This window comes from Nostoc sp. PCC 7107 (assembly GCF_000316625.1).
Lineage (GTDB): Bacteria > Cyanobacteriota > Cyanobacteriia > Cyanobacteriales > Nostocaceae > Nostoc_B.
Genome location: NC_019676.1, coordinates 4,392,058 through 4,413,617 on the forward strand (window position 1 = coordinate 4,392,058; position 21,560 = coordinate 4,413,617).

Below are 21,560 nucleotides of genomic sequence, written 5' to 3' on the forward strand. Positions count from 1 at the left end.
ATTACAAATTAACTTCTTGCTGTTGATAAAGGTAATAATAATGGCCTTTAGCAGCCATTAATTCTTGATGACTTCCTTGTTCTATGACTCGGCTTGCGTCCATGACAACGATAGTATCTGCATGGCTGACAGTATTCAAACGATGGGTAATGAAAAATACTGTGCTACCTTGAAAGGCTTTGGCTAAGTTGAGACAAACTTGGCGTTCTGTGGGGTAATCTAAGGCACTGGTGGCCTCATCTAAGACTAACAGTTTTGGTCGTTGGAGTACAGAACGAGCGATCGCAATTCTTTGGCGTTGTCCCCCAGAAAGTGCAGCGCCTCTTTCGCCAACGCGGGTATTGTAACCGTTGGGTAAGCCCATAATAAACTCATGGGCGCAAGCCACACGCGCTGCTTCAATAATTTCTTCGGTACTTGCTTCGGGGTTAGTTAAAGCAATATTTTCTTGCACTGTCCCATCAAATAACAGTGTTTCTTGAGGGACTACACCTATCTGTCTTCTTAAAGAGTAAAGTTCGACTTTGGCAATATCATAACCATCAATTAAAATTCTGCCTGACTCCACATCATAAAGCCGCAGCAGTAATTTCATCATCGTACTTTTACCTGAGCCACTCTGCCCAACAATACCGACAAATTGTCCGGCAGTAAATTCAATGCTGATATTAGAAAGTTGCAACGGGCCGCTAGGGGTAAATCGAAAGGAAACGTTATCAAATTTAACTGCACCGTCAATTGCTGGTAAGGGAATATTACCTCTGTCAGCTTCCCCTTCTTCTGGCGTATCAACAATATCACTCAAGCGTTCTAAAGATAAGGCAGTTTCTTGGAAGTTTTGCCAGAGTTGCGCTAACCGTAAGATTGGGCCAGTCACATAACCTGAGATAATCCTAAAAGCGATTAATTCCCCTAATGTCAGTTCGCCTTGTAAAACTAAATAAGCACCCACCCATAAAACGAGTAAACTACTGAGTTTATTGAGAAAGCTACTAGTAGAATTAGCTAAGGTAGAAGTGACAACAGTTTTAAATCCAGCCCCCACATAACGAGCATAGCGCTCTTGCCAAGAAAAGCGCGATCGCAATTCGATATTTTGGGCTTTCACTGTTTGAATACCAGACATCACCTCAACTAAATAAGATTGAGTTTCGGCGTTGCGTTCGGCTTTGTTGCGTAACTGTTTACTGATGGTGGGGGAGGCAATTAAAGTAATCACAACAAATATCGGAATTGTCCCTAAACCGACTAAAGTAAGTTGCCAACTGTAAAACAGCATAACAACAATATAAACCACAGAAAATAACGCATCTAAACCGACAGTTAACGCTGTCCCTGTGAGAAATTGCCGAATATTTTCTAACTCGTTAATTCTAGTTGATAATTCCCCCACTGGCCGCCGTTCAAAATAGCGTAGTGGTAGCCGTAATAAATGGTCAATAATTTGCGAACCTAAACCCATATCAATGCGATTAGTCGTATCAACAAATAGGTAAGTTCGCAAAGTACTAATTACTGCTTCAAATAATCCCACGACTAACAGTAATACGCCTAAAACATTCAGAGTACTAATACTATTTTGAACAATTACTTTGTCGATAATCAACTGAATGACAAGGGGGTTAGCCAGTTGTGCTAATTGGACAAAGAAGGAAGCAATAAAGACTTCAATCAGAACTCGACGGTAGCGCGATAAATAAGGTAAAAACCACGATACACCAAATCTTTCTTGTGGTGTTTCCTTGGTAGCACTCAGCAGTAATACCCGCATTTGTGGCTGATAGTTACTTTCTTCAAGTTCTAAATGTGCCAGCAATTCTTTTGGCTTACAGCGTACTATACCTTGGGATGGTACACCAACAACAACATGATGTGAGTCTGCTGCATATAACACAGCAAAATTGTTGCGGTAACGAATGAGTGCTGGTGTAGGAAGACGTTCAAGGGTGTTAATTGGTAAATCTACTAACTGCGCTTTTAATCCAATTAATTCTGCTAAATAAGCACAAGCTGGAAAAGAGATACTACCTTGACGTTTAATTTGCTCAGATAAAATGCGACGTACTACTTCTTTCCGCAAGGGAATTTGTAAATGCTGGGACAACATTTGAAAACAAGCAAAGGTCGCATTTACTTCTCCGTTACCGCGAACGAAGGGATATTTTAAATGCTTTTGTTTCTTTGATGTTGGATAGTCTGCTGGAGTAATTTCGTCGGGTGCGTAGGGAATATCTAACTCGTCTGTAATCGTTAGTTGCGTATCATTAATAGCAAGTTCTTCAGACTGACTATAGTTATCAAGAAATGATAAATCTTCTGGATCAAAACCAATTAACCTTGCGGGAATTCTACCAGAAACTTCAATTGAATCATCAATTAATTCGACGCGATCGCCCGGAAGAAAATTTTTAATTTCGCCGCCACTAACAAACCAAATATTGTTGCTATCTAGTTTGTGATATGCAGTTTTACCAGGGGATAAGTAATGTATTTTAGCGCTGAATAAAGCTTGTTGGGATACCTCTTGAAAATTCGCCACATTATTAGCTTGCTTGGCTACTTGTACTCCCAAAACACTGAAAACTTCTGAGATGTTGCTGCGATTTTGGCGAGCGTTAGCAAATTCTGGATATTCTGATAACAGGCGGGAATATTCTTCCAGGTTTAACGCTAAACATATCACTTCTGTTGAGGCGATCGCAATTTCACAAGGAACTTGACGCAAGAAACTAATTTCCCCAATAATTGCGCCTGGTTTGAGCAATTTTAAAGTAATTGCTGTTTGTGTTTGGGGTTCGTATCCCAATAGACGTACTTGCCCTTCATAAAGAAAGATGACTTTTTGTACTAGGCTTTCGTTACCAATAACTTTCTGTCCAATACGATAGCGCCAAGCTTCTAGTTTTTCAGAAATACTCACAATTACTTCTAACGGTAATTGGTCGAATCCTTCTAAAGTGGCAATAAATTCTTGAAAGGCACTTTTAATATATGTCATACTTTAAATTTGATTTATTCTCATCTTTATTGATAGTAAGAACTGCTTAAATTTTGACCTTCATCAAGATAATCAAAAAAAAATTAATTTATATTATGGTTAGGTTAAATAGCTATATTAGCTAGGAATTAGCTATACCTCTAACTCCTTGATGCTCTGACTTGCTTATTTGAAATTGGGGGTTCATCTTAATTTATATTCTCTCGGCAATAAATAATAAAATTGCTAACTATGCTAAAGAAGGTAGTGTTTTTATAAAATATAAAATATCACAACCTTATATATAAAAATCGTAAATTATTGGTTAAAAATTTTAAGTATTTATGGGGTAGCATAAACTCCGTATCAATACTGAGCTTATTGGTAAGAAGTGGTGACAGTTGTTTTATCGATACTGTGTTTTACCACAAAACCTGTAGACTGACGATAAAACAGATTATCTGTTGATGAAGAGTGATTGAGTAACCTTTTCTAATACTTTTAACCCTTGTAAAGAGCCACGAATTAACCGAGTAGCGGCTATAGGTTGACGAATTAAGCCCCATGCTAAGGGTAAAGTTTGCAGTGAACCATCAGCACTAATAGCCTCTGTCAGGTCAGGAATATCGTGTTGACAGTCATCACTAACCACACGTAATACAGTAACAGCTACCCCCATTTGCTGAAAAAATTGCAAAGCAGCGAAACTTTCCATATCGACAACATCACTATCGGATGTTCGACCTAAATGAGATTTTTCTGTAGCAGACCAGATGACGCGATCGCTTGTCAAGCCTTTCACCAGAGATAGTTGTTGATGTAAAGGAGAATACAACTGAGTAGTGAAAGTGCGATCGCATTCTTGCACCTGTCCTTGATAAGTACAATGTTGATACAGCACTACATCCCCAACAGCATAGCGCTGGCGCAAGCTCCCACACAAACCCATCACCAACACTTTTGATGGCGACACCTGCTGTTTATCCCATTGTTGCAAGTATGTAGTCAAAGGCTGCATCCCCACTGGTATCGATAAAACCGTTGATACTGTCCCTGTATTTTTACGCAAGCCTCGGCATACAGCTTGATACTCCGCACCCTGCGGTACTAAAATCACTGTGTTAATCATTATCTTTGTGTTGAGTATGAAGAATGAAAAGGGTATAGGGTAGAGAAATTCAAATATGATAATTGAGCCTCCCACACCCCATACCTTACAACCTCATACTCTTACATACCTACACCCCCATACCCCCACACCCTTAAACCCTTACACCCTCCCCAAAAGTTTTACGTTTTGGTAGTAACTGGAGAGTACTCAAAGCTATGCTGGCGAGTCGAGGTAGCAGTTGCGGTTGCAATATCTGCGAGTCAAACTTACTCATTCGCCGTTGGTTTTCTTGAATGCACACTTTAAGGAATTTTTCAAGTGTTAAATCTTGCCTAAACACACTGGCTCCGCTGGCGGTGAACCCAGCGCCATTGGGGTCAGCGTCACCAAAAGCTTTAATGACGCTGCTCAAAGCTCTGCCGTAGTACCAGAAAGTTTTGACACTTCGCAGTGGTAAAAACCCATGACCACGTTGAATTTGCAAATCAGTGAACCAGTTGACAAAAAATACAATATGCCGCACCTCTTCATCAACAATTGAGTCAAAGATTGTGAAGATTTGCTCAGGAAAAACTCTAGCTTCACGGGCAATTTCAAATAAGCCAAAGGCAAAAAAAGAATCGAGACATTCTTCAAAACCAAATTCAATGAATGTCTGCTCAAGGTTAGCGGGAATTTCTATAGGTGGACAGGCAGGCATCGGGATGTCATAACGCTCAATAAACACTTTCAGTAACCGAGCGTGACGAGATTCTTCTTCACCTTGGAGAGCGATCGCCTCTTGTAAAATGCCATTATCTAAAGTCTTGGCGTATTGACTGACGATAACTCCAGCTTGACGCTCTTTATTCAAAGCCTGACCCCAGAAAGGTATGCCGCGCAAAATTTCCAAGGCTGCACCATCTAGATCAGGCCAAGGGAGATGCTCAGGCTCATATCCCCTGTAGCTCTCCATAAAACTACGACAGAATAATTCCTTATGATCAACAGAACCAATTTTCATAAGTAAAGTTATGTGTGTTTAAAATTGCAGTCAGATCCAGGATGATGTAGTAAGTAACACAAGTTGGTTTTCAGCATAGAGTAATACATTACTGATTACCTAGTGCAGTTCGGCGTAAATAAACAGACCATCTGGAATTGCGAAAAGGCTTAGTATCACTATTCTTTCTTTTTCCTTTTGACTTTTTACTTTTGCCTTGTTGTACTAGTGCTGCGTGCTAAGTATTAATTATTAAGTGTTTAAGTAGGAGAAATTTTTTTACCGTTTATCCTTTATGCTTTTTTAAGAAACCCATTAAGTAAAATTGCCCACCTAAAGAAACTAAACCACCCAAACTTGAGACGATTAATGTAGCATGACAATTAATTGGGACACCAGCACAATTTTCCAAGATGGTAAAGCTTAGTAGCGCAAAATCTGCACGAGAACGCTTCAATATTTCCAAATTGGCAATTGACTTCTCGTGGTTAACAGTGAGTTTCTGGATTGCTGTAACGGTAGCTGGGCTTTTGGCTTTCAGTTCCCTCAAATATGCTTTGTTTCCAGATATTACTTTCCCTGTGGTGGTAGTCAGCGCCACAGCACCACTGACAACAGCAATTGATACAGAAGCCAAGCTCACTAAACCAATCGAAGAGCGCCTACGCTCTGTGGAAGGACTAGATGTTCTGCGTTCATCTGCCTATCCTGGTCAAACTGCCGTTAGTTTAGCTTTTGCAGTCGGTACTGATTTAGAAAAATCCACCAGCAATGTAGAAACTGCGCTTAAGCAATTAAGTCTGCCCCAGGGCGCAAATTACAAAATTATTCCCCTGAACCTGAACGAATCAGCAGCCGTTAGCTACACCCTAGAGAGTTCCTCGCAGAATCTCACAGAATTGACTAAGGTAGCAGAAGACCAAATTATCCCAGTCATTGCCAAAGTGCCGGGAGTCTTGAAAGTCAATTTGTTGGGAGCGCCCAGCCCTAAGCCAGCATTGCCCACAGCCCAAAATGCAGCCGCATTAACCCAAGGTGGAGCCACATTAGTGCGGTTTAATGGGCAAGATGCGCTGGCTTTTCAAGTCATCAAACGGGGTAAAGCCAACACCTTAGAAGTGGTGAGTCGCGTAGAAAAAGAAGTTCAAAAGCTCACAACTAACCTCAAGGATGTCAAGCTCACCCTAGCTGCTACCCAAGCCGAGTATATTCGTCATGCCACCAAATCAACCATTGACGCGCTGATTGAAGCAATCGTGTTGGCTATTGTCGTGATCTTTCCTTTCTTGTGGAACTGGCGAGCCACCTTAATTTCCGCATTGGCGATTCCGACTTCTTTGTTGGCGACGTTTATCGTCATGGCAATTTTCGGCTTCAACTTAGAAACAATTACATTGTTAGCTTTGGCATTAGTCATTGGTAGCGTGATTGATGATGCCATCATCGATGTCGAAAATATTATGCGGCATATTGAGGAAGGAGAAAGCCCTCGTCAAGCCGCTTTCTCCGCCACTCGTGAAATCGGGTTAACCGTTGTCGCCACCACAGCTACAGCAGTGGCGGTGTTTTTACCGATTGGTTTGATGGGTGGTGTTGTTGGGCAGTTCTTCAAGCCCTTTGGGATTACAGTTTCTGCTTCTTATATTGCTTCTACCTTAGTAGCCCGTACACTGTCACCAGTGTTAGCTACTTACTGGCTTAAACCAATCTCTACCAATGCTCCTCCAAAGGAAGGAAAGCTGTGGTCAGGTTTTGCCCAAGTCTACCGTAACCTGCTGTATTGGTCGTTAAATCACCGCAAAACAGTAGTTTTATTAGCTGTTATCAGCTTTGTAGTCGGTATTGCCCTAGTGCCATTCATTCCCAAAGGATTTATCCCAAAACTAGACCGGGGCGAATTTAATATTACTTATACTGCTCCCTTGCCACAAATACCTGATTTAGCCGCTTTACAAAAACAGGCGGCACAGGCAGCACAAGCGGGAATTCCCTTGTCATCTCAACCCCCTATTTCCCTGCCTAACCCGCTAAATGAATCTCTGGAAGTTGCCAAGAAACTAGAAGCGGTGGTGAGAAAATCGCCAGCAGTGGAAACAGTATTTACTACTGTGGGTTCCCGCGAAGGCGAACCAAATAAAGGTACGCTTTACGTCAAGCTAAAGGAAGAGCGAGACCTGAAGACGGCGGAAGTACAAGACCAGATACGCGCTCAGTTGCCTAATTTGCCCGGTGTAACTACCAGTGTGGAAGACATTCAATTTATCGATACTGGTGGACAAAAACCTCTACAGGTATCATTGCAGGGAGAGAATCTGCAAGAACTGAATAAAGCAGCCCAAGCGATTAAAGAACGCATCGCCAAAATACCGGGATTCGCTGATGTGACGGTAACAGGTGACACGAAGAACCAGGGGGGAATTTTTCAAATTGAGCGACTGAATAATCAACGAGTAGCTTATATCAGTGCCAATCTAGGGCAGGATTTATCTTTGGGTAATGCTACAGACAAAATCGTCGCCGAAGCCAAAGAAGTGTTACCCGCTGGTGTAACTTTAGACTTAGGGGGTGACTCTGCCCGCCAAAACGAAGTATTTAGCAGTTTTGCTTCTACTTTGGTGCTATCGGCACTTTGCATCATTGTCGTACTGATTTTGTTGTTCCGAAGTTGGATAGACCCCGTAGTTATTGGTGTTTCATTGCCTTTATCAATTATCGGAGCCATGATGGCTTTACTCTTGACAAAGAGTGATTTTGGCATGATTTCCTTAATTGGCTTTGTATTTTTGTTGGGGCTAGCAAACAAAAATGCGATCGTTTTGGTGGATTACATCAATCAACTGCGTCAAGCTGGTTTGAGCCGCAAAGAAGCCATCTTAAAGGCTGGGCCAGTGCGCCTTAGACCAATTATGATGACCACTGTTTCCACACTGTTAGGCATGTTACCCATTGCTTTGGGACTTGGTGCTGGTTCAGAATTGCGATCGCCTATGGCTGTGGCTATTGCTGGAGGCTTGATCAGTTCCACAATCCTCAGCTTAATTGTTGTACCCGTAGTTTACGCCATCTTAGATGACTGGTTTCCGCGGTTTCGTCAGGAGGCAAAAAATTAATGCAGGCCTTTGTCACAGGGGGAACCGGTTTTGTCGGTTCTCATTTGGTGCGGTTGTTACTGCAACAAGGATACAAAGTCACGGCGTTGGTGCGTCCTAGCAGCAATCTTGACAATTTGCGCGGCTTGGATGTGGAACTTGTCAAAGGCGATTTGACTGATCCTGATATTTGGCAACAAATGCAGGGTTGTCAATACTTGTTTCATGTCGCCGCCCATTATTCTCTGTGGCAAGTAGATAGACAACTACTGTATCGTTACAACGTCATCGGTACACGCAATGTCCTCGAAGCCGCCCGCAAAGCCGACATTGAACGCACTGTTTATACCAGTTCAGTATCAGCTATAGGAGTTGGCTTAGGAGGTAAACCTGTCGATGAAACTTATCAAAGTCCAGTAGAAAAACTGATTGGTAGTTACAAACAGTCAAAATTTCTCGCCGAACAAGAAGCTAAACAAGCTGCCGCTAGAGGGCAAGATGTCGTAATTGTCAACCCTAGTAGCCCAATTGGTTCTTTAGATATCAAACCCACACCCACCGGAGATATTATCCTGCGGTTTTTGCGGCGAGAAATGCCCTTTTATCTAGACACTGGGTTGAATTTTATCGATGTGCGGGATGTGGCTTGGGGACATTTACTCGCGTTGCAAAAAGGTAAAGCAGGCGATCGCTATATCTTAGGACACCAAAACCTCAGCCTCAAGCAACTACTAGAACAACTTGCCGAAATCACTAATCTACCCGCCCCTCAGCGCACTATCCCCCCTTGGATACCCTTGAGTGTCGCTTGGATTGATGAGACAATTCTCGCACCGCTAGGAAAAACGCCTTCAGTCCCCATCGATGGTGTCCGTATGGCTCAACAACACATGTATTATGACGCTAGTAAAGCTGTCCGAGAGTTGGGGCTACCCCAGTCTCCCTTAAAAGCAGCCCTAAAAGATGCTGTGGATTGGTTCATCGCTGAGGGTTATGTCAAATGAAGTGTGAAGTATGAATTATGAAGTATGAAACGTAAATTTCATACTTCAGACTTTTATGTACTTATAAGAGAGGAGTAATAAAAAAGTGGGAATTAATCTACAACAAGCTATGGATATTGGGAAGTATCTGGTGACTCAGCGCTTCTTAGGACGCAAACGCTTCCCTTTGATATTGATGTTAGAACCTCTATTTCGCTGTAATCTGGCTTGTTCTGGTTGTGGTAAAATTCAGCATCCCGTGGAAGTTCTCAAACGTAATTTGACTCCTGAAGAATGCTTTACAGCTGTGGAAGAGTGTGGCGCACCTGTAGTTTCCATTCCTGGAGGAGAACCGCTACTCCATCCCCAAATTGATGAAATTGTGCGCGGGTTAGTAGAACGCAAGAAATATGTTTACTTGTGTACCAATGGGTTGTTACTAGAAAAAAGCCTCGATAAATTTCAACCTTCTCCTTACTTTACTTTCAGCGTCCACCTAGATGGAATGCGTGAATGGCATGATAAATGTGTCGATCGCAAAGGCGTGTTTGATACTGCCGTACAAGCCATTCGTGCAGCCAAAGCCAAAGGTTTTCGCGTCACCACCAATACAACAATCTTTGAAGGTGCAGATATCAAAGAAATGCAAGAATTCTTTGATTTTCTCGATAGCCTGAACATTGATGGGATGATGATTTCCCCTGGCTATAGCTATGAATGGGCCCCAGATCAAGATCATTTCCTCCAGCGCGAACAAACCCGCGCCCTCTTCCGGGAAATTCTCACTCCCTACACATCAGGTAAGAAAAACTGGAACTTCAACCATAATCCTTTGTTCCTAGACTTTTTGATTGGGGAAAAAGACTACGAATGTACACCTTGGGGAAGTCCCAGTTATAGTGTTCTTGGTTGGCAAAAACCCTGTTATTTGTTGAACGAAGGGCATTACACCAGTTTTAAAGAATTGCTAGACAAAACAGACTGGAGTAAATACGGCCGCGCCAGTGGTAATCCCCAATGCGCTGATTGTATGGTTCACTGCGGTTACGAACCAACTGCCGCGATGGATGCGATGCAACCGCAAAACATCGCCCGTTCCCTGAGTACGGTGTTTGGTAAGAGTTAGGTTAAGAAGAAAAGGGTGTAAGGTTGTAAGGGTGTAGGGGTTGAAGGTGGGTTGGAACACCTTAACTCTTATACCCTTAAATATTTATTTGCTTCCAAGCATTAATTTTTACTTTTATTGAAATATAAGGAATAGAAAATGGCAGAAGCTAAAAATGTACTCGGCACAGATTTAGAAGTCTGTTGTACTTCACCGATGACTGGTTATTACCGTGATGGTTACTGTAGTACAGGTGGGCAAGATTTGGGGATGCACGTTGTCTGCGCCCAAGTAACAGCAGAATTTTTGGAGTTTACCAAATCACGGGGTAATGATTTGAGTACACCAATGCCACAATATAATTTTCCCGGATTACGGCCTGGCGATCGCTGGTGTTTGTGTGCCGCACGTTGGCAAGAAGCAATGGATGCTGGTGTTGCACCACCTGTAGCTCTGGAAGCCACTCACGCTAGAGCCGTGGAAGCCTGTTCGTTAGTAGATTTAAAAAAATACGCTCTTTCTGCGTCCTAAAACGGCAAGTTTTCGATGAATTATATAGCTGTTATAACTGCGGAATTACTAAATTTTCACCATGCTGTAATTGATTTTGAAATACAGACGTGCATTAAGCACATCTGTATTTTCTGGTTACTTGCTTTTTAGATTTACGACGTAATTAAAAATTTGGGTTAACAAATAAAATACACCACAATCTAAAATCAGTACTATTAAACTGAATCAATCGTACTGAATCAAAGTTATTAACTGGCTTTGACATTTACAGCATTTAATTGCTCAAGCAAGGCAATGACATCGCTGCGGCTGAGTTTTTCTTTACCATTGGCTAGAGCATCAATCGTACCATGTGCCAAAGTTAAGGGAATTTGACAAAAGTTTAAAGCAGGGCCAGTAGGCAAAGCTTTAGTATAAGCATCTGCTAACGCTAAGTTGCGTAGGGCATACTCTTGCATTTCTGTTACTGTCCAACCTTCTGGAAAGAAGTCTACACCACGTCCCATATCTTCAATATGGTTGCGGAGAATGTTCACAGATTGTAAGCCACGACCAAAGCCAATTGCTAGAGTGCGGTTGGTTTGTGTACCATCGTACCAAGTCCATAAATCAGAAAGTAATAATCCAACTGCGCCTGCAACCCCAAAGGTGTAACGATCTAAATCAGACTCTGTTTCAATTTTCCAGTTTCTGTCTGCCCAATAAGCCATCCGATCGGCCATTGCTGCGGTTGCATCCCAAATTCGTGGTGCAATAGTCTCAGGGGCTAATAATGACCATTCCCTGACTCTCAGAGTTACTTCTGCTAAAACATCCTCGTAGCCACTAAATCCTACTGAGAAAGCATCAACTGCAAAGCCATCAACTCCTGCTTGTAATGTCAAACTAATCTTGTGTAACAGTTGTGCCTTTGTAGAATTATCCAGTTCTGGATGATCTTCAATTTCATCAATGGCACGCATACACAAATATGCTGATGCAACGGCTTCTTGCAATCCTGACGGTAAAATACTAATTGGAATATAAAAAGTTCGACTAGTTTCTTTAAGGATTTGCAAGGCATCACCACGTAAATCCATGTTGTCACTCCCCTCTGAGTTTTTACACCACATGCAGTTGAAAGTTGTTTGATGATCCGGGATATACTTTTTACTCAATCTGAAAATCTTGAGATGCGTTAGTATTTCATCTAAAGATTAATAGTCTTTGTATCATAATTAACGAAAAATTCAAACCTATTAAATTCATGTCTAGTATATAGGACTTTGGTTACTGAAATTTGTTCTGTGTGATTTGATATATTGAGCAAGCATAATTTTTTGCTGTAAATATAAACAACTATGCTAAAATTCGGCAAATTATATAATTTAGTTGTTCCGTAGCGATGCGCCAATTGATACGAGCAGATGCCCCCAGTCTGAAGACATCATAGCAATGCTAGATCAGATTTCTGCATTGTAGAAATATTCTAAAAAACAGAATAAAATCTCTCAAAAAATGCGTATGCCTGTAGATGTCAATAAATAGCTGACTGTAAACTGCCGGAAAACTTTAATGTAAAAATTCAGGAGTCAGAAGTCAGAATACAGAATGACTGGTACATCAATGTTTTGCTAGACTGAGATTCTCATAGTTCCAAACTATGAGTCATCAAACTGTGATCACTTGTGATTTCTGTATTCTGTATTCTGTATTCTGAATACTTACACTTTAACTACCGACCAAATAGCTTTGCGAAATGCAATATTGTTACTAGACAAAAAATCTTCAAATCAAATTTAGAAGATGAATCTGACTAGATAGAGGAAAATACTTTCAACGAACTCCCTAACTTCAAGATAATTGGTACTTACAGCATATTTTAAATGATTGAAGTACACGATTTAAATCTCAAAACTAGGTAGATAGCTTGCTCTTATTCAAAAATCAGAGTTATGAATTTTGCTATCAATATTTTTTGAATCTTTTTACGCCAAAACCCCTAATACACTATAGTGTATTAGGGGTTTTGATAATTAAAATCTGAGGTCACTTATTAAAGTGGCACAGAAACTAATGTTTCAGATTGATATGAGATTCCAGCTTGCTTAAACCGATGCAAGGCTTCACCCAAGCGATCGCAATCTGCAATCAAACTAATCCGCACATACCCTTCACCCGCTACCCCAAAAGCGTTACCGGGAGTCACCACAACGCCTGTTTGTTGTAATACATTCAAGGCAAAATCTGTGGAACTATTACCCACAGGGCATTTTACCCAGAGATACATAGTAGCCTTGGTTTTGGGAATGTCCCAACCCAACTCACCTAACCCTTTGATCAAAAAGTCGCGACGGGTGCGGTAACGCTGTTGGACTTCGTGCAAATATACATCTGGCAGTTGCAAAGCCGTCTCAGCAGCTGTTTGCAATGCTGCAAAAATCCCGTAATCCAAATTAGTTTTTAACGTCCGCAAACCTTGGATAATTTGACTGTTGCCGACGACAAAACCTACTCGCCAACCAGCCATGTTGTAAGTTTTAGATAAAGTATGAAACTCCACACTAATTTCTTTTGCACCCGGAATTTCTAACAAACTGGTGGGTTGATAGCCATCAAAAGCTAACTCGGCATAACACAAGTCATGCACCAGCATAATTTCGTATTTACGGGCAAAGGCGACAATTTCCTCAAAAAATTCCCGCGGTGCAGTGGCTGCGGTGGGATTACTGGGATAATTGAAATAAAGAATCTTGGCTTTTTGGGCTACTTCTTCGGGAATTGCGGCTAAATCGATCAACCAGTCGTTCTCTGGTTTGAGAATCAAATTATGGACTTGCGCCCCAGCAATTACAGGCCCACGAAAATGAGCCGGATAAGCCGGAGAAGGCACTAAAACTACATCACCTGGGTTGATATAGGCCATTGCCAAATGTCCTAATCCCTCTTTAGAACCGAGTAGCGGTAAGGCTTCGCTATCGGGATCAAGTACTACACCATAGCGACGATTGTACCAATTGGTGATGGCGCGACGAAAACTAGCAGTACCTTCAAAGGGCGGATAACCGTGATTTGCCGGATTTTGCAAAGCCGCGATCGCGGCTTCTACTACAGGTTGTGGTGTGGGGCCATCTGGGTTCCCCATACCTAAATCAATTAAATCCAGTCCTTGTTCCCGTGCTTTTGCTTTCAGTTCATCTAAACGAGCAAATACATAAGGAGGCAGTTTCTGTATGCGTTCTGCTGGGGCAATCCAATTCAGTGTCATTGATGTACCACTTCTTGATACAGTTGATTTGTGAGTGAAATTTCTCTCAGATATTACAGTTGGTGGCTGTGGATAAATTTGAGAAAATTATGAGTTAGCAAAATCTGACTTTGATAAAAATTTTTGGTCTGGGTAATATATTTGGCAAAAAATCAAGCATAAAATTTCATCCTGCAAGCTGCTGGAAATTATTTACTCCTGAATTTGCTCTTCAATTGCCCTAGCAGCAACCCGATTGCTACATTCTCTACTGTCGGTTGGTGCAGTGGTAGAAACCATTGCGGCCATCAGTTGTTCTATCCCCACCTTGAAAGGTAAGCGATGAATGTCCGAATTAGGTGCGAGAGAAATTTCCGCCGCTGTTTTTAACTCGCTTAATTTGACATTGCCTAAGCCCAAATCATCTAATTTTTGGGGCAAGCCAATCTCTGCGTAAAACTTCAACAACTGTTGGCGTGCAGTGGTGGCTAACTGATTACCCAAAATCATTTCTTCTAAACGTAGTTGCACCAAGATGCCGAATGCAACTTTTTCGCCGTGAATGCTGCTGTGTCCGGCAATGTGAGTTAAGCCGTTGTGTACAGCATGGGCAGCCACAGTGCGACACTGCGCCCCACCCAGTCCGCCAATGACTCCCGCTAATAAAACGGTAGCATCGACAACTTCTTGCCAAACTTCACTGCCTGGTTTTTGTAGCGCAGCGGCTGATTTTTGGAATAAAATATCGCGTAAAACTCTGGCTTGTTGGACTGCGGCAATAATTAAAGTCTGCTGCAAATGTCCACTACTCACAGAAGCTTCGTACCATTTAGCGATCGCATCACCAATCCCGGCGACTAATGTGTGTTGTGGTGCTGTTTGAATCAAGTCGTAGTCCAGAATTAATAAATCGGGACAGCGAGACAACGCCACATCATATAAAAAAGCCCCTGTCTCAGAATACACATTAGAAAGGGCTGTCCAAGCTGCACAGGTAGCTGCGGAAGTGGGAATTGTCACCACTGGTAACTGCAACTGATGGGCAACTAATTTAGCTGTATCCAAGGCTTTACCGCCACCAACACCAATAATTAAATCAGCTTTGTGTTCCTTTGCTGCCTTCTTTAATGATTTCAAACTGGCTTCCGAACAATCGGCACCATAGGATGCTTGAGCAGTATGCAGCTGCTGTTGTTCTAAAATTGGTTGTAAAGCATCTTGAGTGAGGGCTATAGTTTGATTGCCTGCAACTATTAAAGGACGACTGCCTAAAAGCGCAATCTCTGCTAATGCTGCTGGCAATACTCCAGATCCTCGGATGACTTTTGCCGGAGCGATCGCCAGTGCCGGTAGTGAATTAGATGTTTGAGTAGACAAGGTAGTAGTTGATTGATGGGGCATATAACTAGTTAGGCAAAACCTGAATTTGTATTGATGCTAGTAGGATTACATAATATTTCCAGAAGGCTGCCGCCTATCAACAAAACTCACCATCATTTACGACCAGCACCTACTAAAAATTTTTCCATTGATGGAATTGGTAAGTATTATCTTAATCTAAAAATAATCCTTATTGTATAGTCAAATACAAAAAAAATTAATGTCTTTTTAAACACAAAATTATGAATTTGCTGATAGAGAATATACTTATAAATTAGACTAAAACAGCAACAATCTAAAAGATGTAATACTTTTGGGTGTAAGGGTGTAAGTGAAAAAACTAACAAGTATTATCAATATCCGAGCTAGTTAACACATTATCCATAACCCCTACACCTTTCTACATCTGCGTAACTCTTGAGCTTGGTTAAGCAGTAGGTTTTGGCAATTGAGCAAATTTATCTGTATAAATTTCAACTGCTATCTCCGCATCTTCCCGTGAATCTAGAGATTGTTTGAGTTGACCAAGATAAAGTGGTACAGAAAGCCCAGGTTCTGGGTGTATAAGAGTACGGGCGCGAACAGTCAGATAATTGTCACTTCGCTTACCCAAACGCCCATAGGTATATAAATTACTAGCAGCTTGACGTAAGGTAGCCTCTAACGCAGATGGCGAAATTGTTGGTGAAATGGCAATGACAGCTTGTGTCGCACCATTATCATAAACCAGCGTAAATTTTCCGGCTCCGGGAATCACTGTCCGACTTAACGGTACAACAGAAAGTGCAAATAACCCGCCTGTTAGCACCAGCATAAAGCCAGTTGTACCTACCAGCCGAAAGCGAATGCCCCACTTAAAAACAAAAGACAGTACTGCTAAGACAGCAAATACTAATGTGGCAATACCCGACCATTGAGTATATTGAAGAAAATCAGCTGTTGAGAACATACAGATTGGCTAGTTGGGTTTCTTGACATTATTTACAGACACACCTATTTTACCGAGTACTTACACTCGTGCTGTTATTTCTTCTCTAGTTATTCTGCAACTCTATTCGGCAGAATCTTAGGAGGGTGTACAAGTAATGGAGACAACACCCTTATCTGAGACTGCTAATTTTACCCTATATTCTGCCGGACAAGTCTCGACTAAATTACCGTTTCTAATTTGAATTTTTTCTGAAAGTTCACAGCTAGTAAACTGTCCTTTTTCATCAAACAGAATATAACTTTTGGCTTTGCAAGGAAAATTAGATGTTCCCGCAACAGGACTGGAAACTTGAACATTCATATCCTGAGCAAGTAAACAAGTTGCCAAGGAATTATTTGGATGATAAATAACGGTACCTGGCTCACATGAAATTGCCGCTTGAGCAGGTAATGAAATACCAAAATTAATAGTCAGTAAACTTGATGCGATCGTTAATAATGCAAATCCCCGAAAAGGTAATTTCATATAATATTTTCTATCTTAAAAAATAATGCTTAACTTATAGAAAATAAAACATACAAAAGGGCATCTAAAGATTAGATGCCCGTCATGTAGGAAACCCCCAAAAGGGTTGTCCTTACACCTTCCCAACTATCAGCAACAGTGGTTTATCTGTGAGTGATTCACAAATTAACCACACTTACCTGTAATTTTATTAACTAATAATTACTAATGCCGACAGTGTAACCACGGAAAATAAATCAAGCAATTAAATGCTATTTTTGAGCAAAATTGCTTATGTAGATAGTAAAGTAAGGCGTAAATGAAGCATCCATTATAAATAGGCTAGACAAGTGCATTCATTTCACCCTTCAAACTTCAACCTTTTTGTACTATTTTTCATTTGCCGAAAGCTTGTGATTTTGATAAGAGTGAAATACAACTCCACAAATAGCTGATAAAAATAACCAGGAGAGCGTATTCACTCGAAAATCAAATAAAGTGACATCCACTGTATTGAATAGTATCCATTGCCCAAATACCAAAAGATAACTAAAGAAGATTAACTTATCGGTTTTAGGTAAATAATTAGATTGGCGCAAAAATTGAATGCCTGCAATTAATATCCAAGCCAGTAAACCACAAAACACAAGAGTAGTAGGAAATCCCGTTTCCGCAGATAGCATCAAAAACAAGTTATGGGGATGGCCTAAATCAATGTGCATATTGGCTTTGTAGAGTGCAGAAAAACTACGTAAACCCCAACCAGTGAAAGGATGCTGTTGTGCCAAAGACCAAGCAAACTCCCATTGAGTTTTTCGCATTAAAGCAACTGGTCGATCTGGGTACATTTCATCATTTAACCGCGCCCAAAAGAAAGCCGGGACAACTCGGCGAAAAATTTGGGCAATGGGGGAAGGGGCAAAAGCTGCCAAAAGAATAGTAGTTACAACCGCAACCACGCTACCAACCAAGATGCGCCAACCTTGATAAAGTGCGTAAGCTAAACAGGCAGTTATGGCGATCGCCCATCCGTTGCGCGAGTTAGTTAAAATTAAGGCGGAAAAACTGGCAATTACAGTCAGGGTGAGAAAATACAGTTGGGAATTTTTTTTCTTTCTTGATTGCCATTGTTCTAGCAATAGCCCCAACCCTACAGTAAAGACGATCGCTAGATAAGCAGCCAACAGGTTAGCGTGCATAAATAAAGCGGCCATCCGCCCTGGTGGTTCTCCTCCAGGTGCGATCGCCCAATCTAAAACAATCCACAAAAACTGTAATTTTAAAGCCCAAGCTAAAAACAATTGTCCAAAGCCCATAATGATCACTGGTACAGCACCAATTACCAAAATCCAAGCTAGGTGGCGCAATTGGGCAATTGTCTGAATTAAAGTATTTAAGCCAGCAAAAACAAAAAAGTAAGGTACTAAATTAAATAGACCTAAAAAAGCATCAGTTTTATTTGTCGCAAATCCTGACGTAATTACCAGGAATAAAGTAAAAAGGGCAAATCCCCGATTAATCGGGCGGCGAATAATTGTGCGGTATTCTTGCAGCCAAGTGATTAAAGCTGCCAAAGCCATCGCCACAAACCCTAAAAACGGCGCTAGGGGAAAAATCAATAGCCCAATTTGGCAAGAATTCCAAGCAAATTGGCTTTGCGGGTTGGGATGATCAAAAGCGAGTTTCAAGCTGGCTCCCAACATTCTGTGCGAGTGAGGCGAATTTGTGCTAAGGCAAAAATAGTCGGGATAATGCGACCATAATTAGTGGCGATCGCTCTCCAACCTAAATCTGCCAAAAACCAAGTCCACATAGCTGGGCCGACAAAGGCAAACATTGTGCGAACTGCGCCATAACGTGCTGCACTCAACGTCATACCTCGCCGCGCCATTTGCAGGGCGAAATATGTTTCAAACTGGGTTTTTGCTACTGTTGAACCTGTAATTGCAGCTTGTTTCGCTACTTGATAGGTAGCAAAGTGCAGAGCAAATTGTTGAGCAATTTGTTTGAGAATAAATGGTTGAATAACAGAAGTCACAGCTAAAGCACTACCACCCTTAAAAATTAATCCCAAAGGGTCACGCTGCAACATGATTGGTAGGGGTTCTTTAAGTTCTGTTTTTACCAGATGACGCTGTACTTTGACAGTCAATTTTTGTTTTTCTTTTTCCGGGAGTTTTTTCCATACCTGCCCTAGCAGATGTAAAAATACTTCTGCTTCTAAATCGACAGTTGTTAACTGATCAGAGTAAGGAATTTTTAAGTATTTACAAACTTGAATTAGCGCTTGGCGGTAAGTTACTTGGTTTGTACGTCCCCGTAAGACTGTTACTCCATCTGCTGCCAAAAACCGAAAACGCTCTTCTAATGAGTCTAACCAAGCTTGGCGGCTCTGGCTTTGAATTTCGATAGGTTCAGGTGTCTGAACATAATCTAGGGGATTGAACTTTCGACTAAATAAAATTGCAGTTAAATCTTGCAATTCATCATCTGTTGCTAGTTCTAAGGCCGCCCTGAGTTCATCCAATGTTCTTTCCTCCCTTCCGTGCAGCTTGTCTGTACTTTATTCTACTATTAGCTTTTGGCGGTCTTGAGTAGTCTTTTTATCTTTCGCCATCTGTATTTTGTCATTGGATAATAACCAAAGACTCAAGATTTAGGACTATTAACTAATGATAGATGTTGCAGTGATTGGTGCTGGCATAGCGGGCTTAGTTTGCGCCCAGCAGTTAAAGCAAGTAGGATATGCGGTGTTAGTTGTGGAAAAGTCCCGTGGTTTGGGAGGAAGAATGGCGACACGCCGTTTACATGACACTTGGGCAGATCATGGCACTTGTTACCTCAAACCCAAAGGTGAATTTTTCCGAGAGTTTGTCGATTTATTGTGCGATCGCCAAATTATCACAGTTTGGAATCGTGACGAACTGCCAAACGCTGCACCGCGTTATATTGCACCTGCGGGGATGAGTGCGATCGCTAAATTTCTGGCTCAAGGTTTGGATGTGTTACTGAATCAACGGGTGATTGCGATTTATCCCACTCCCGAAAACACTTGGCGGTTAATTCTCGAATCTAGCAATGAAGAAATCACAGCCAAGGCGATTGTGCTGGCGATTCCTGCACCCCAAGCTGTAATGTTATTAGAACCATTGGGAGAAGAGTTACTCGGAACAGACTTTTTAAATAACCTGCGGGCGGTGGAATTTACGCCCTGTATCAGTGCGATCGCAGGTTATCCGGCTGATTCCCAACTTTTACCCAATTGGCAATCTCAAAGTTTTGCCGATGATCCTGTTTTGGGATGGATTGGTTTAGATAGTAGCAAGCGTCCCCAACCAAAACAACCTGTATTTGTTGTCCAAAGCAGTGGCAAATTTGCCCAACTGCATCTAGAAACTACAGATTTACAACCTGTAGGACAAGAAATGTTGCAGCAAGCCGCCCAAACTCTGGCGCTTCCTTGGTTAGAGACACCGGAATGGCTGCAAGTACATCGTTGGCGTTATGCCTTTCCCAGTCATCCTTGCCCAGAAACTGTTTTATCTGCCAATACTTCCCTACCTTTGGTTTGTTGTGGTGATTGGTGCGGCGGTAATCTTGTTGAAGGTGCAATGCTTTCTGGACTGGCCGCGTCCGTTGCAATTAATCATCATCTGCATCAATTAACTCTCACTAGTGTGAACTTTTTCAAAATTTTTACCTTTTAATTACATCTATCGTTAGACTGGTTGCTCTGCGTAGCCAGGTCTTTTTTTCAGGATTTGCTACACTTCTACCTCAGTAATTTGTTTTTTTAATACATAGAGTTAAATAAAAAATTATTTAGAGACAATAGGTAATCAATCAATAAGTAATGTAAATTACTTAGCAAGTTTTACTTCCTTGAATATTTCCGTCTCAAGGATGTTGTTAATAAAAAATTAAAATTGATCCCCTAATGATTATGATGCGTTTTGTGTAGATTTTCGCCAAAAAATAGAAATTTGAAATAATTAGCATTGTGGATATAAAGTTTCGGTACTGTACTATTTAGTGGGAATTTATCGACATAGGTCAGAGCTTAAAAGTATAAAATTTAACTTAAATGACTCTAACTAAATGTCAAATTTTGTACCGATATAAAAGCAAAAATTCGGGTATAAAAACCAATTTAGGCTAAGTAGTTTTGGCTGATAAGCAAAATTCAGTGAGTCATTCAAGAATCAATTCTTTCAAAGAAGACTCAACCGTATTTAAAAGGAGATAAAAACTTATGAAAACAGTAGTCAATTTAACACGCGAATCAGTAGTCAGAGAAATTGGCAGTGTATTAGACACATACTCATATCATCCTTATCAAGAAACCTTTTTAATTCCTGAATTACGTCAAGAACTGATTAATTTCGTGATTAGCCGCATTCCCTGTTTTTATAATGAGGAATTTGACCGAGAATTTCCGCTACAAAATATCATCAAAGATTGTCCAATAGAGCAAAAATTTCCCCGTAGTCCATTAGAGCATAAACTACATTTACAAAACTTAATTCATCAAGGCATTTTTGCAATTATGCAAGATAAATCAGCTTGGATTAATCATCATTTAAGTGGTACAGTTGAGCCTGGTTGTGAACCTTCTCAATGGTTTGGTTGAATATGATTTTTACACTTTGTCTTAGTTGTTAACCTTGAAACATAAGTTCTGATAATCTATAAATAGTTAAAAGGCTAAAAGTAAGGAGTAGCAATAACTCCTTACTTTTAGCTTTTAGCTGTTCACGGA

16 protein-coding genes are annotated in these 21,560 nt (G+C 41.1%); 6 read left to right on the plus strand and 10 right to left on the minus strand.

Features of this window, described 5'->3' with window-relative positions:
- Nucleotide 1 precedes the first annotated feature (1 nt).
- The 3 genes from NOS7107_RS18835 to NOS7107_RS18845 all read right to left on the minus strand — a co-directional run bounded on the left by NOS7107_RS18835 (nucleotide 2) and on the right by NOS7107_RS18845 (nucleotide 5,091).
- Nucleotides 2-2,998, minus strand: a complete 2,997-nt coding sequence (locus tag NOS7107_RS18835; RefSeq protein WP_015114536.1) for a peptidase domain-containing ABC transporter — start codon at nucleotides 2,996-2,998, stop codon at nucleotides 2-4.
- A 436-nt stretch (nucleotides 2,999-3,434) separates the two neighbouring features.
- On the minus strand, nucleotides 3,435-4,106 hold the full coding sequence (locus NOS7107_RS18840; protein WP_015114537.1) for a purine or other phosphorylase family 1: 672 nt from the start codon (nucleotides 4,104-4,106) through the stop codon (nucleotides 3,435-3,437).
- Between the two features lie 133 nt (nucleotides 4,107-4,239).
- Nucleotides 4,240-5,091 carry a ferritin-like domain-containing protein gene (locus NOS7107_RS18845; protein WP_015114538.1) on the minus strand — a complete coding sequence of 284 codons (852 nt, stop codon included), beginning with the start codon at nucleotides 5,089-5,091 and terminating at the stop codon, nucleotides 4,240-4,242.
- A gap of 392 nt (nucleotides 5,092-5,483) precedes the next feature.
- Between NOS7107_RS18845 and NOS7107_RS18850 the strand changes: the two genes are divergently transcribed.
- The 4 genes from NOS7107_RS18850 (at nucleotide 5,484) to NOS7107_RS18865 (ending at nucleotide 10,778) form a co-directional block, all read left to right on the plus strand.
- Nucleotides 5,484-8,180, plus strand: coding sequence for an efflux RND transporter permease subunit (locus NOS7107_RS18850; protein ID WP_015114539.1), 2,697 nt, complete (start codon nucleotides 5,484-5,486; stop codon nucleotides 8,178-8,180).
- Nucleotides 8,180-9,163 (plus strand): hopanoid-associated sugar epimerase, encoded by a 984-nt coding sequence (gene hpnA, locus NOS7107_RS18855; RefSeq protein ID WP_015114540.1) that lies wholly within the window; start codon nucleotides 8,180-8,182, stop codon nucleotides 9,161-9,163. Before NOS7107_RS18850 ends, hpnA begins: the two co-directional genes overlap by 1 nt.
- An 85-nt stretch (nucleotides 9,164-9,248) precedes the next feature.
- On the plus strand, nucleotides 9,249-10,268 hold the full coding sequence (hpnH, locus tag NOS7107_RS18860; RefSeq protein ID WP_015114541.1) for an adenosyl-hopene transferase HpnH: 1,020 nt from the start codon (nucleotides 9,249-9,251) through the stop codon (nucleotides 10,266-10,268).
- A 138-nt stretch (nucleotides 10,269-10,406) separates the two neighbouring features.
- The gene (locus NOS7107_RS18865) at nucleotides 10,407-10,778 is read left to right on the plus strand and encodes a DUF2237 family protein (RefSeq protein WP_015114542.1); all 372 of its coding nucleotides are present in this window, start codon (nucleotides 10,407-10,409) and stop codon (nucleotides 10,776-10,778) included.
- A gap of 230 nt (nucleotides 10,779-11,008) precedes the next feature.
- On the opposite strand, the gene NOS7107_RS18870 is transcribed toward NOS7107_RS18865, so the two are convergent.
- The 7 genes from NOS7107_RS18870 to NOS7107_RS18900 form a co-directional block, all read right to left on the minus strand.
- Nucleotides 11,009-11,839, minus strand: coding sequence for a squalene/phytoene synthase family protein (locus NOS7107_RS18870; protein WP_015114543.1), 831 nt, complete (start codon nucleotides 11,837-11,839; stop codon nucleotides 11,009-11,011).
- A gap of 956 nt (nucleotides 11,840-12,795) precedes the next feature.
- The gene (locus NOS7107_RS18875) at nucleotides 12,796-14,007 is read right to left on the minus strand and encodes an aspartate aminotransferase (protein WP_015114544.1); all 1,212 of its coding nucleotides are present in this window, start codon (nucleotides 14,005-14,007) and stop codon (nucleotides 12,796-12,798) included.
- A gap of 192 nt (nucleotides 14,008-14,199) precedes the next feature.
- A complete protein-coding gene (locus NOS7107_RS18880; protein ID WP_015114545.1) occupies nucleotides 14,200-15,387 on the minus strand; it encodes an iron-containing alcohol dehydrogenase family protein in 1,188 nt (395 codons plus the stop codon).
- Nucleotides 15,388-15,793: 406 nt separating this feature from the next.
- Nucleotides 15,794-16,315, minus strand: a complete 522-nt coding sequence (locus NOS7107_RS18885) for a Ycf51 family protein (protein ID WP_015114546.1) — start codon at nucleotides 16,313-16,315, stop codon at nucleotides 15,794-15,796.
- A 117-nt stretch (nucleotides 16,316-16,432) separates the two neighbouring features.
- A complete protein-coding gene (locus tag NOS7107_RS18890) occupies nucleotides 16,433-16,822 on the minus strand; it encodes a hypothetical protein (RefSeq protein ID WP_015114547.1) in 390 nt (129 codons plus the stop codon).
- Between the two features lie 368 nt (nucleotides 16,823-17,190).
- On the minus strand, nucleotides 17,191-18,504 hold the full coding sequence (locus tag NOS7107_RS18895; protein WP_015114548.1) for an O-antigen ligase: 1,314 nt from the start codon (nucleotides 18,502-18,504) through the stop codon (nucleotides 17,191-17,193).
- Entirely contained in the window at nucleotides 18,486-19,328 is an 843-nt protein-coding gene (locus tag NOS7107_RS18900; RefSeq protein ID WP_015114549.1) for a YaaW family protein, read from the minus strand. Before NOS7107_RS18900 ends, NOS7107_RS18895 begins: the two co-directional genes overlap by 19 nt.
- 145 nt (nucleotides 19,329-19,473) lie before the next feature.
- Here NOS7107_RS18900 and NOS7107_RS18905 point away from each other — a divergent pair, with 145 nt between their 5' ends.
- Both NOS7107_RS18905 and NOS7107_RS18910 read left to right on the plus strand, forming a co-directional pair.
- Nucleotides 19,474-20,508, plus strand: a complete 1,035-nt coding sequence (locus NOS7107_RS18905) for an NAD(P)/FAD-dependent oxidoreductase (RefSeq protein WP_015114550.1) — start codon at nucleotides 19,474-19,476, stop codon at nucleotides 20,506-20,508.
- Between the two features lie 545 nt (nucleotides 20,509-21,053).
- Nucleotides 21,054-21,431 (plus strand): hypothetical protein, encoded by a 378-nt coding sequence (locus NOS7107_RS18910; protein ID WP_015114551.1) that lies wholly within the window; start codon nucleotides 21,054-21,056, stop codon nucleotides 21,429-21,431.
- Nucleotides 21,432-21,560: the final 129 nt, after the last annotated feature.

What these genes read in the sequence shown, in the direction of transcription:
- NOS7107_RS18835 (WP_015114536.1), bottom strand. Translation starts at nt 2,998, where the DNA reads ATGACATATATTAAAAGTGCCTTTCAAGAATTTATTGCCACTTTAGAA.
- NOS7107_RS18840 (WP_015114537.1), bottom strand. Translation starts at nt 4,106, where the DNA reads ATGATTAACACAGTGATTTTAGTACCGCAGGGTGCGGAGTATCAAGCT.
- NOS7107_RS18845 (WP_015114538.1), bottom strand. Translation starts at nt 5,091, where the DNA reads ATGAAAATTGGTTCTGTTGATCATAAGGAATTATTCTGTCGTAGTTTT.
- NOS7107_RS18850 (WP_015114539.1), top strand. Translation starts at nt 5,484, where the DNA reads ATGGTAAAGCTTAGTAGCGCAAAATCTGCACGAGAACGCTTCAATATT.
- hpnA (WP_015114540.1), top strand. Translation starts at nt 8,180, where the DNA reads ATGCAGGCCTTTGTCACAGGGGGAACCGGTTTTGTCGGTTCTCATTTG.
- NOS7107_RS18865 (WP_015114542.1), top strand. Translation starts at nt 10,407, where the DNA reads ATGGCAGAAGCTAAAAATGTACTCGGCACAGATTTAGAAGTCTGTTGT.
- NOS7107_RS18870 (WP_015114543.1), bottom strand. Translation starts at nt 11,839, where the DNA reads ATGGATTTACGTGGTGATGCCTTGCAAATCCTTAAAGAAACTAGTCGA.
- NOS7107_RS18875 (WP_015114544.1), bottom strand. Translation starts at nt 14,007, where the DNA reads ATGACACTGAATTGGATTGCCCCAGCAGAACGCATACAGAAACTGCCT.
- NOS7107_RS18880 (WP_015114545.1), bottom strand. Translation starts at nt 15,387, where the DNA reads ATGCCCCATCAATCAACTACTACCTTGTCTACTCAAACATCTAATTCA.
- NOS7107_RS18885 (WP_015114546.1), bottom strand. Translation starts at nt 16,315, where the DNA reads ATGTTCTCAACAGCTGATTTTCTTCAATATACTCAATGGTCGGGTATT.
- NOS7107_RS18890 (WP_015114547.1), bottom strand. Translation starts at nt 16,822, where the DNA reads ATGAAATTACCTTTTCGGGGATTTGCATTATTAACGATCGCATCAAGT.
- NOS7107_RS18895 (WP_015114548.1), bottom strand. Translation starts at nt 18,504, where the DNA reads ATGTTGGGAGCCAGCTTGAAACTCGCTTTTGATCATCCCAACCCGCAA.
- NOS7107_RS18905 (WP_015114550.1), top strand. Translation starts at nt 19,474, where the DNA reads ATGATAGATGTTGCAGTGATTGGTGCTGGCATAGCGGGCTTAGTTTGC.
- NOS7107_RS18910 (WP_015114551.1), top strand. Translation starts at nt 21,054, where the DNA reads ATGAAAACAGTAGTCAATTTAACACGCGAATCAGTAGTCAGAGAAATT.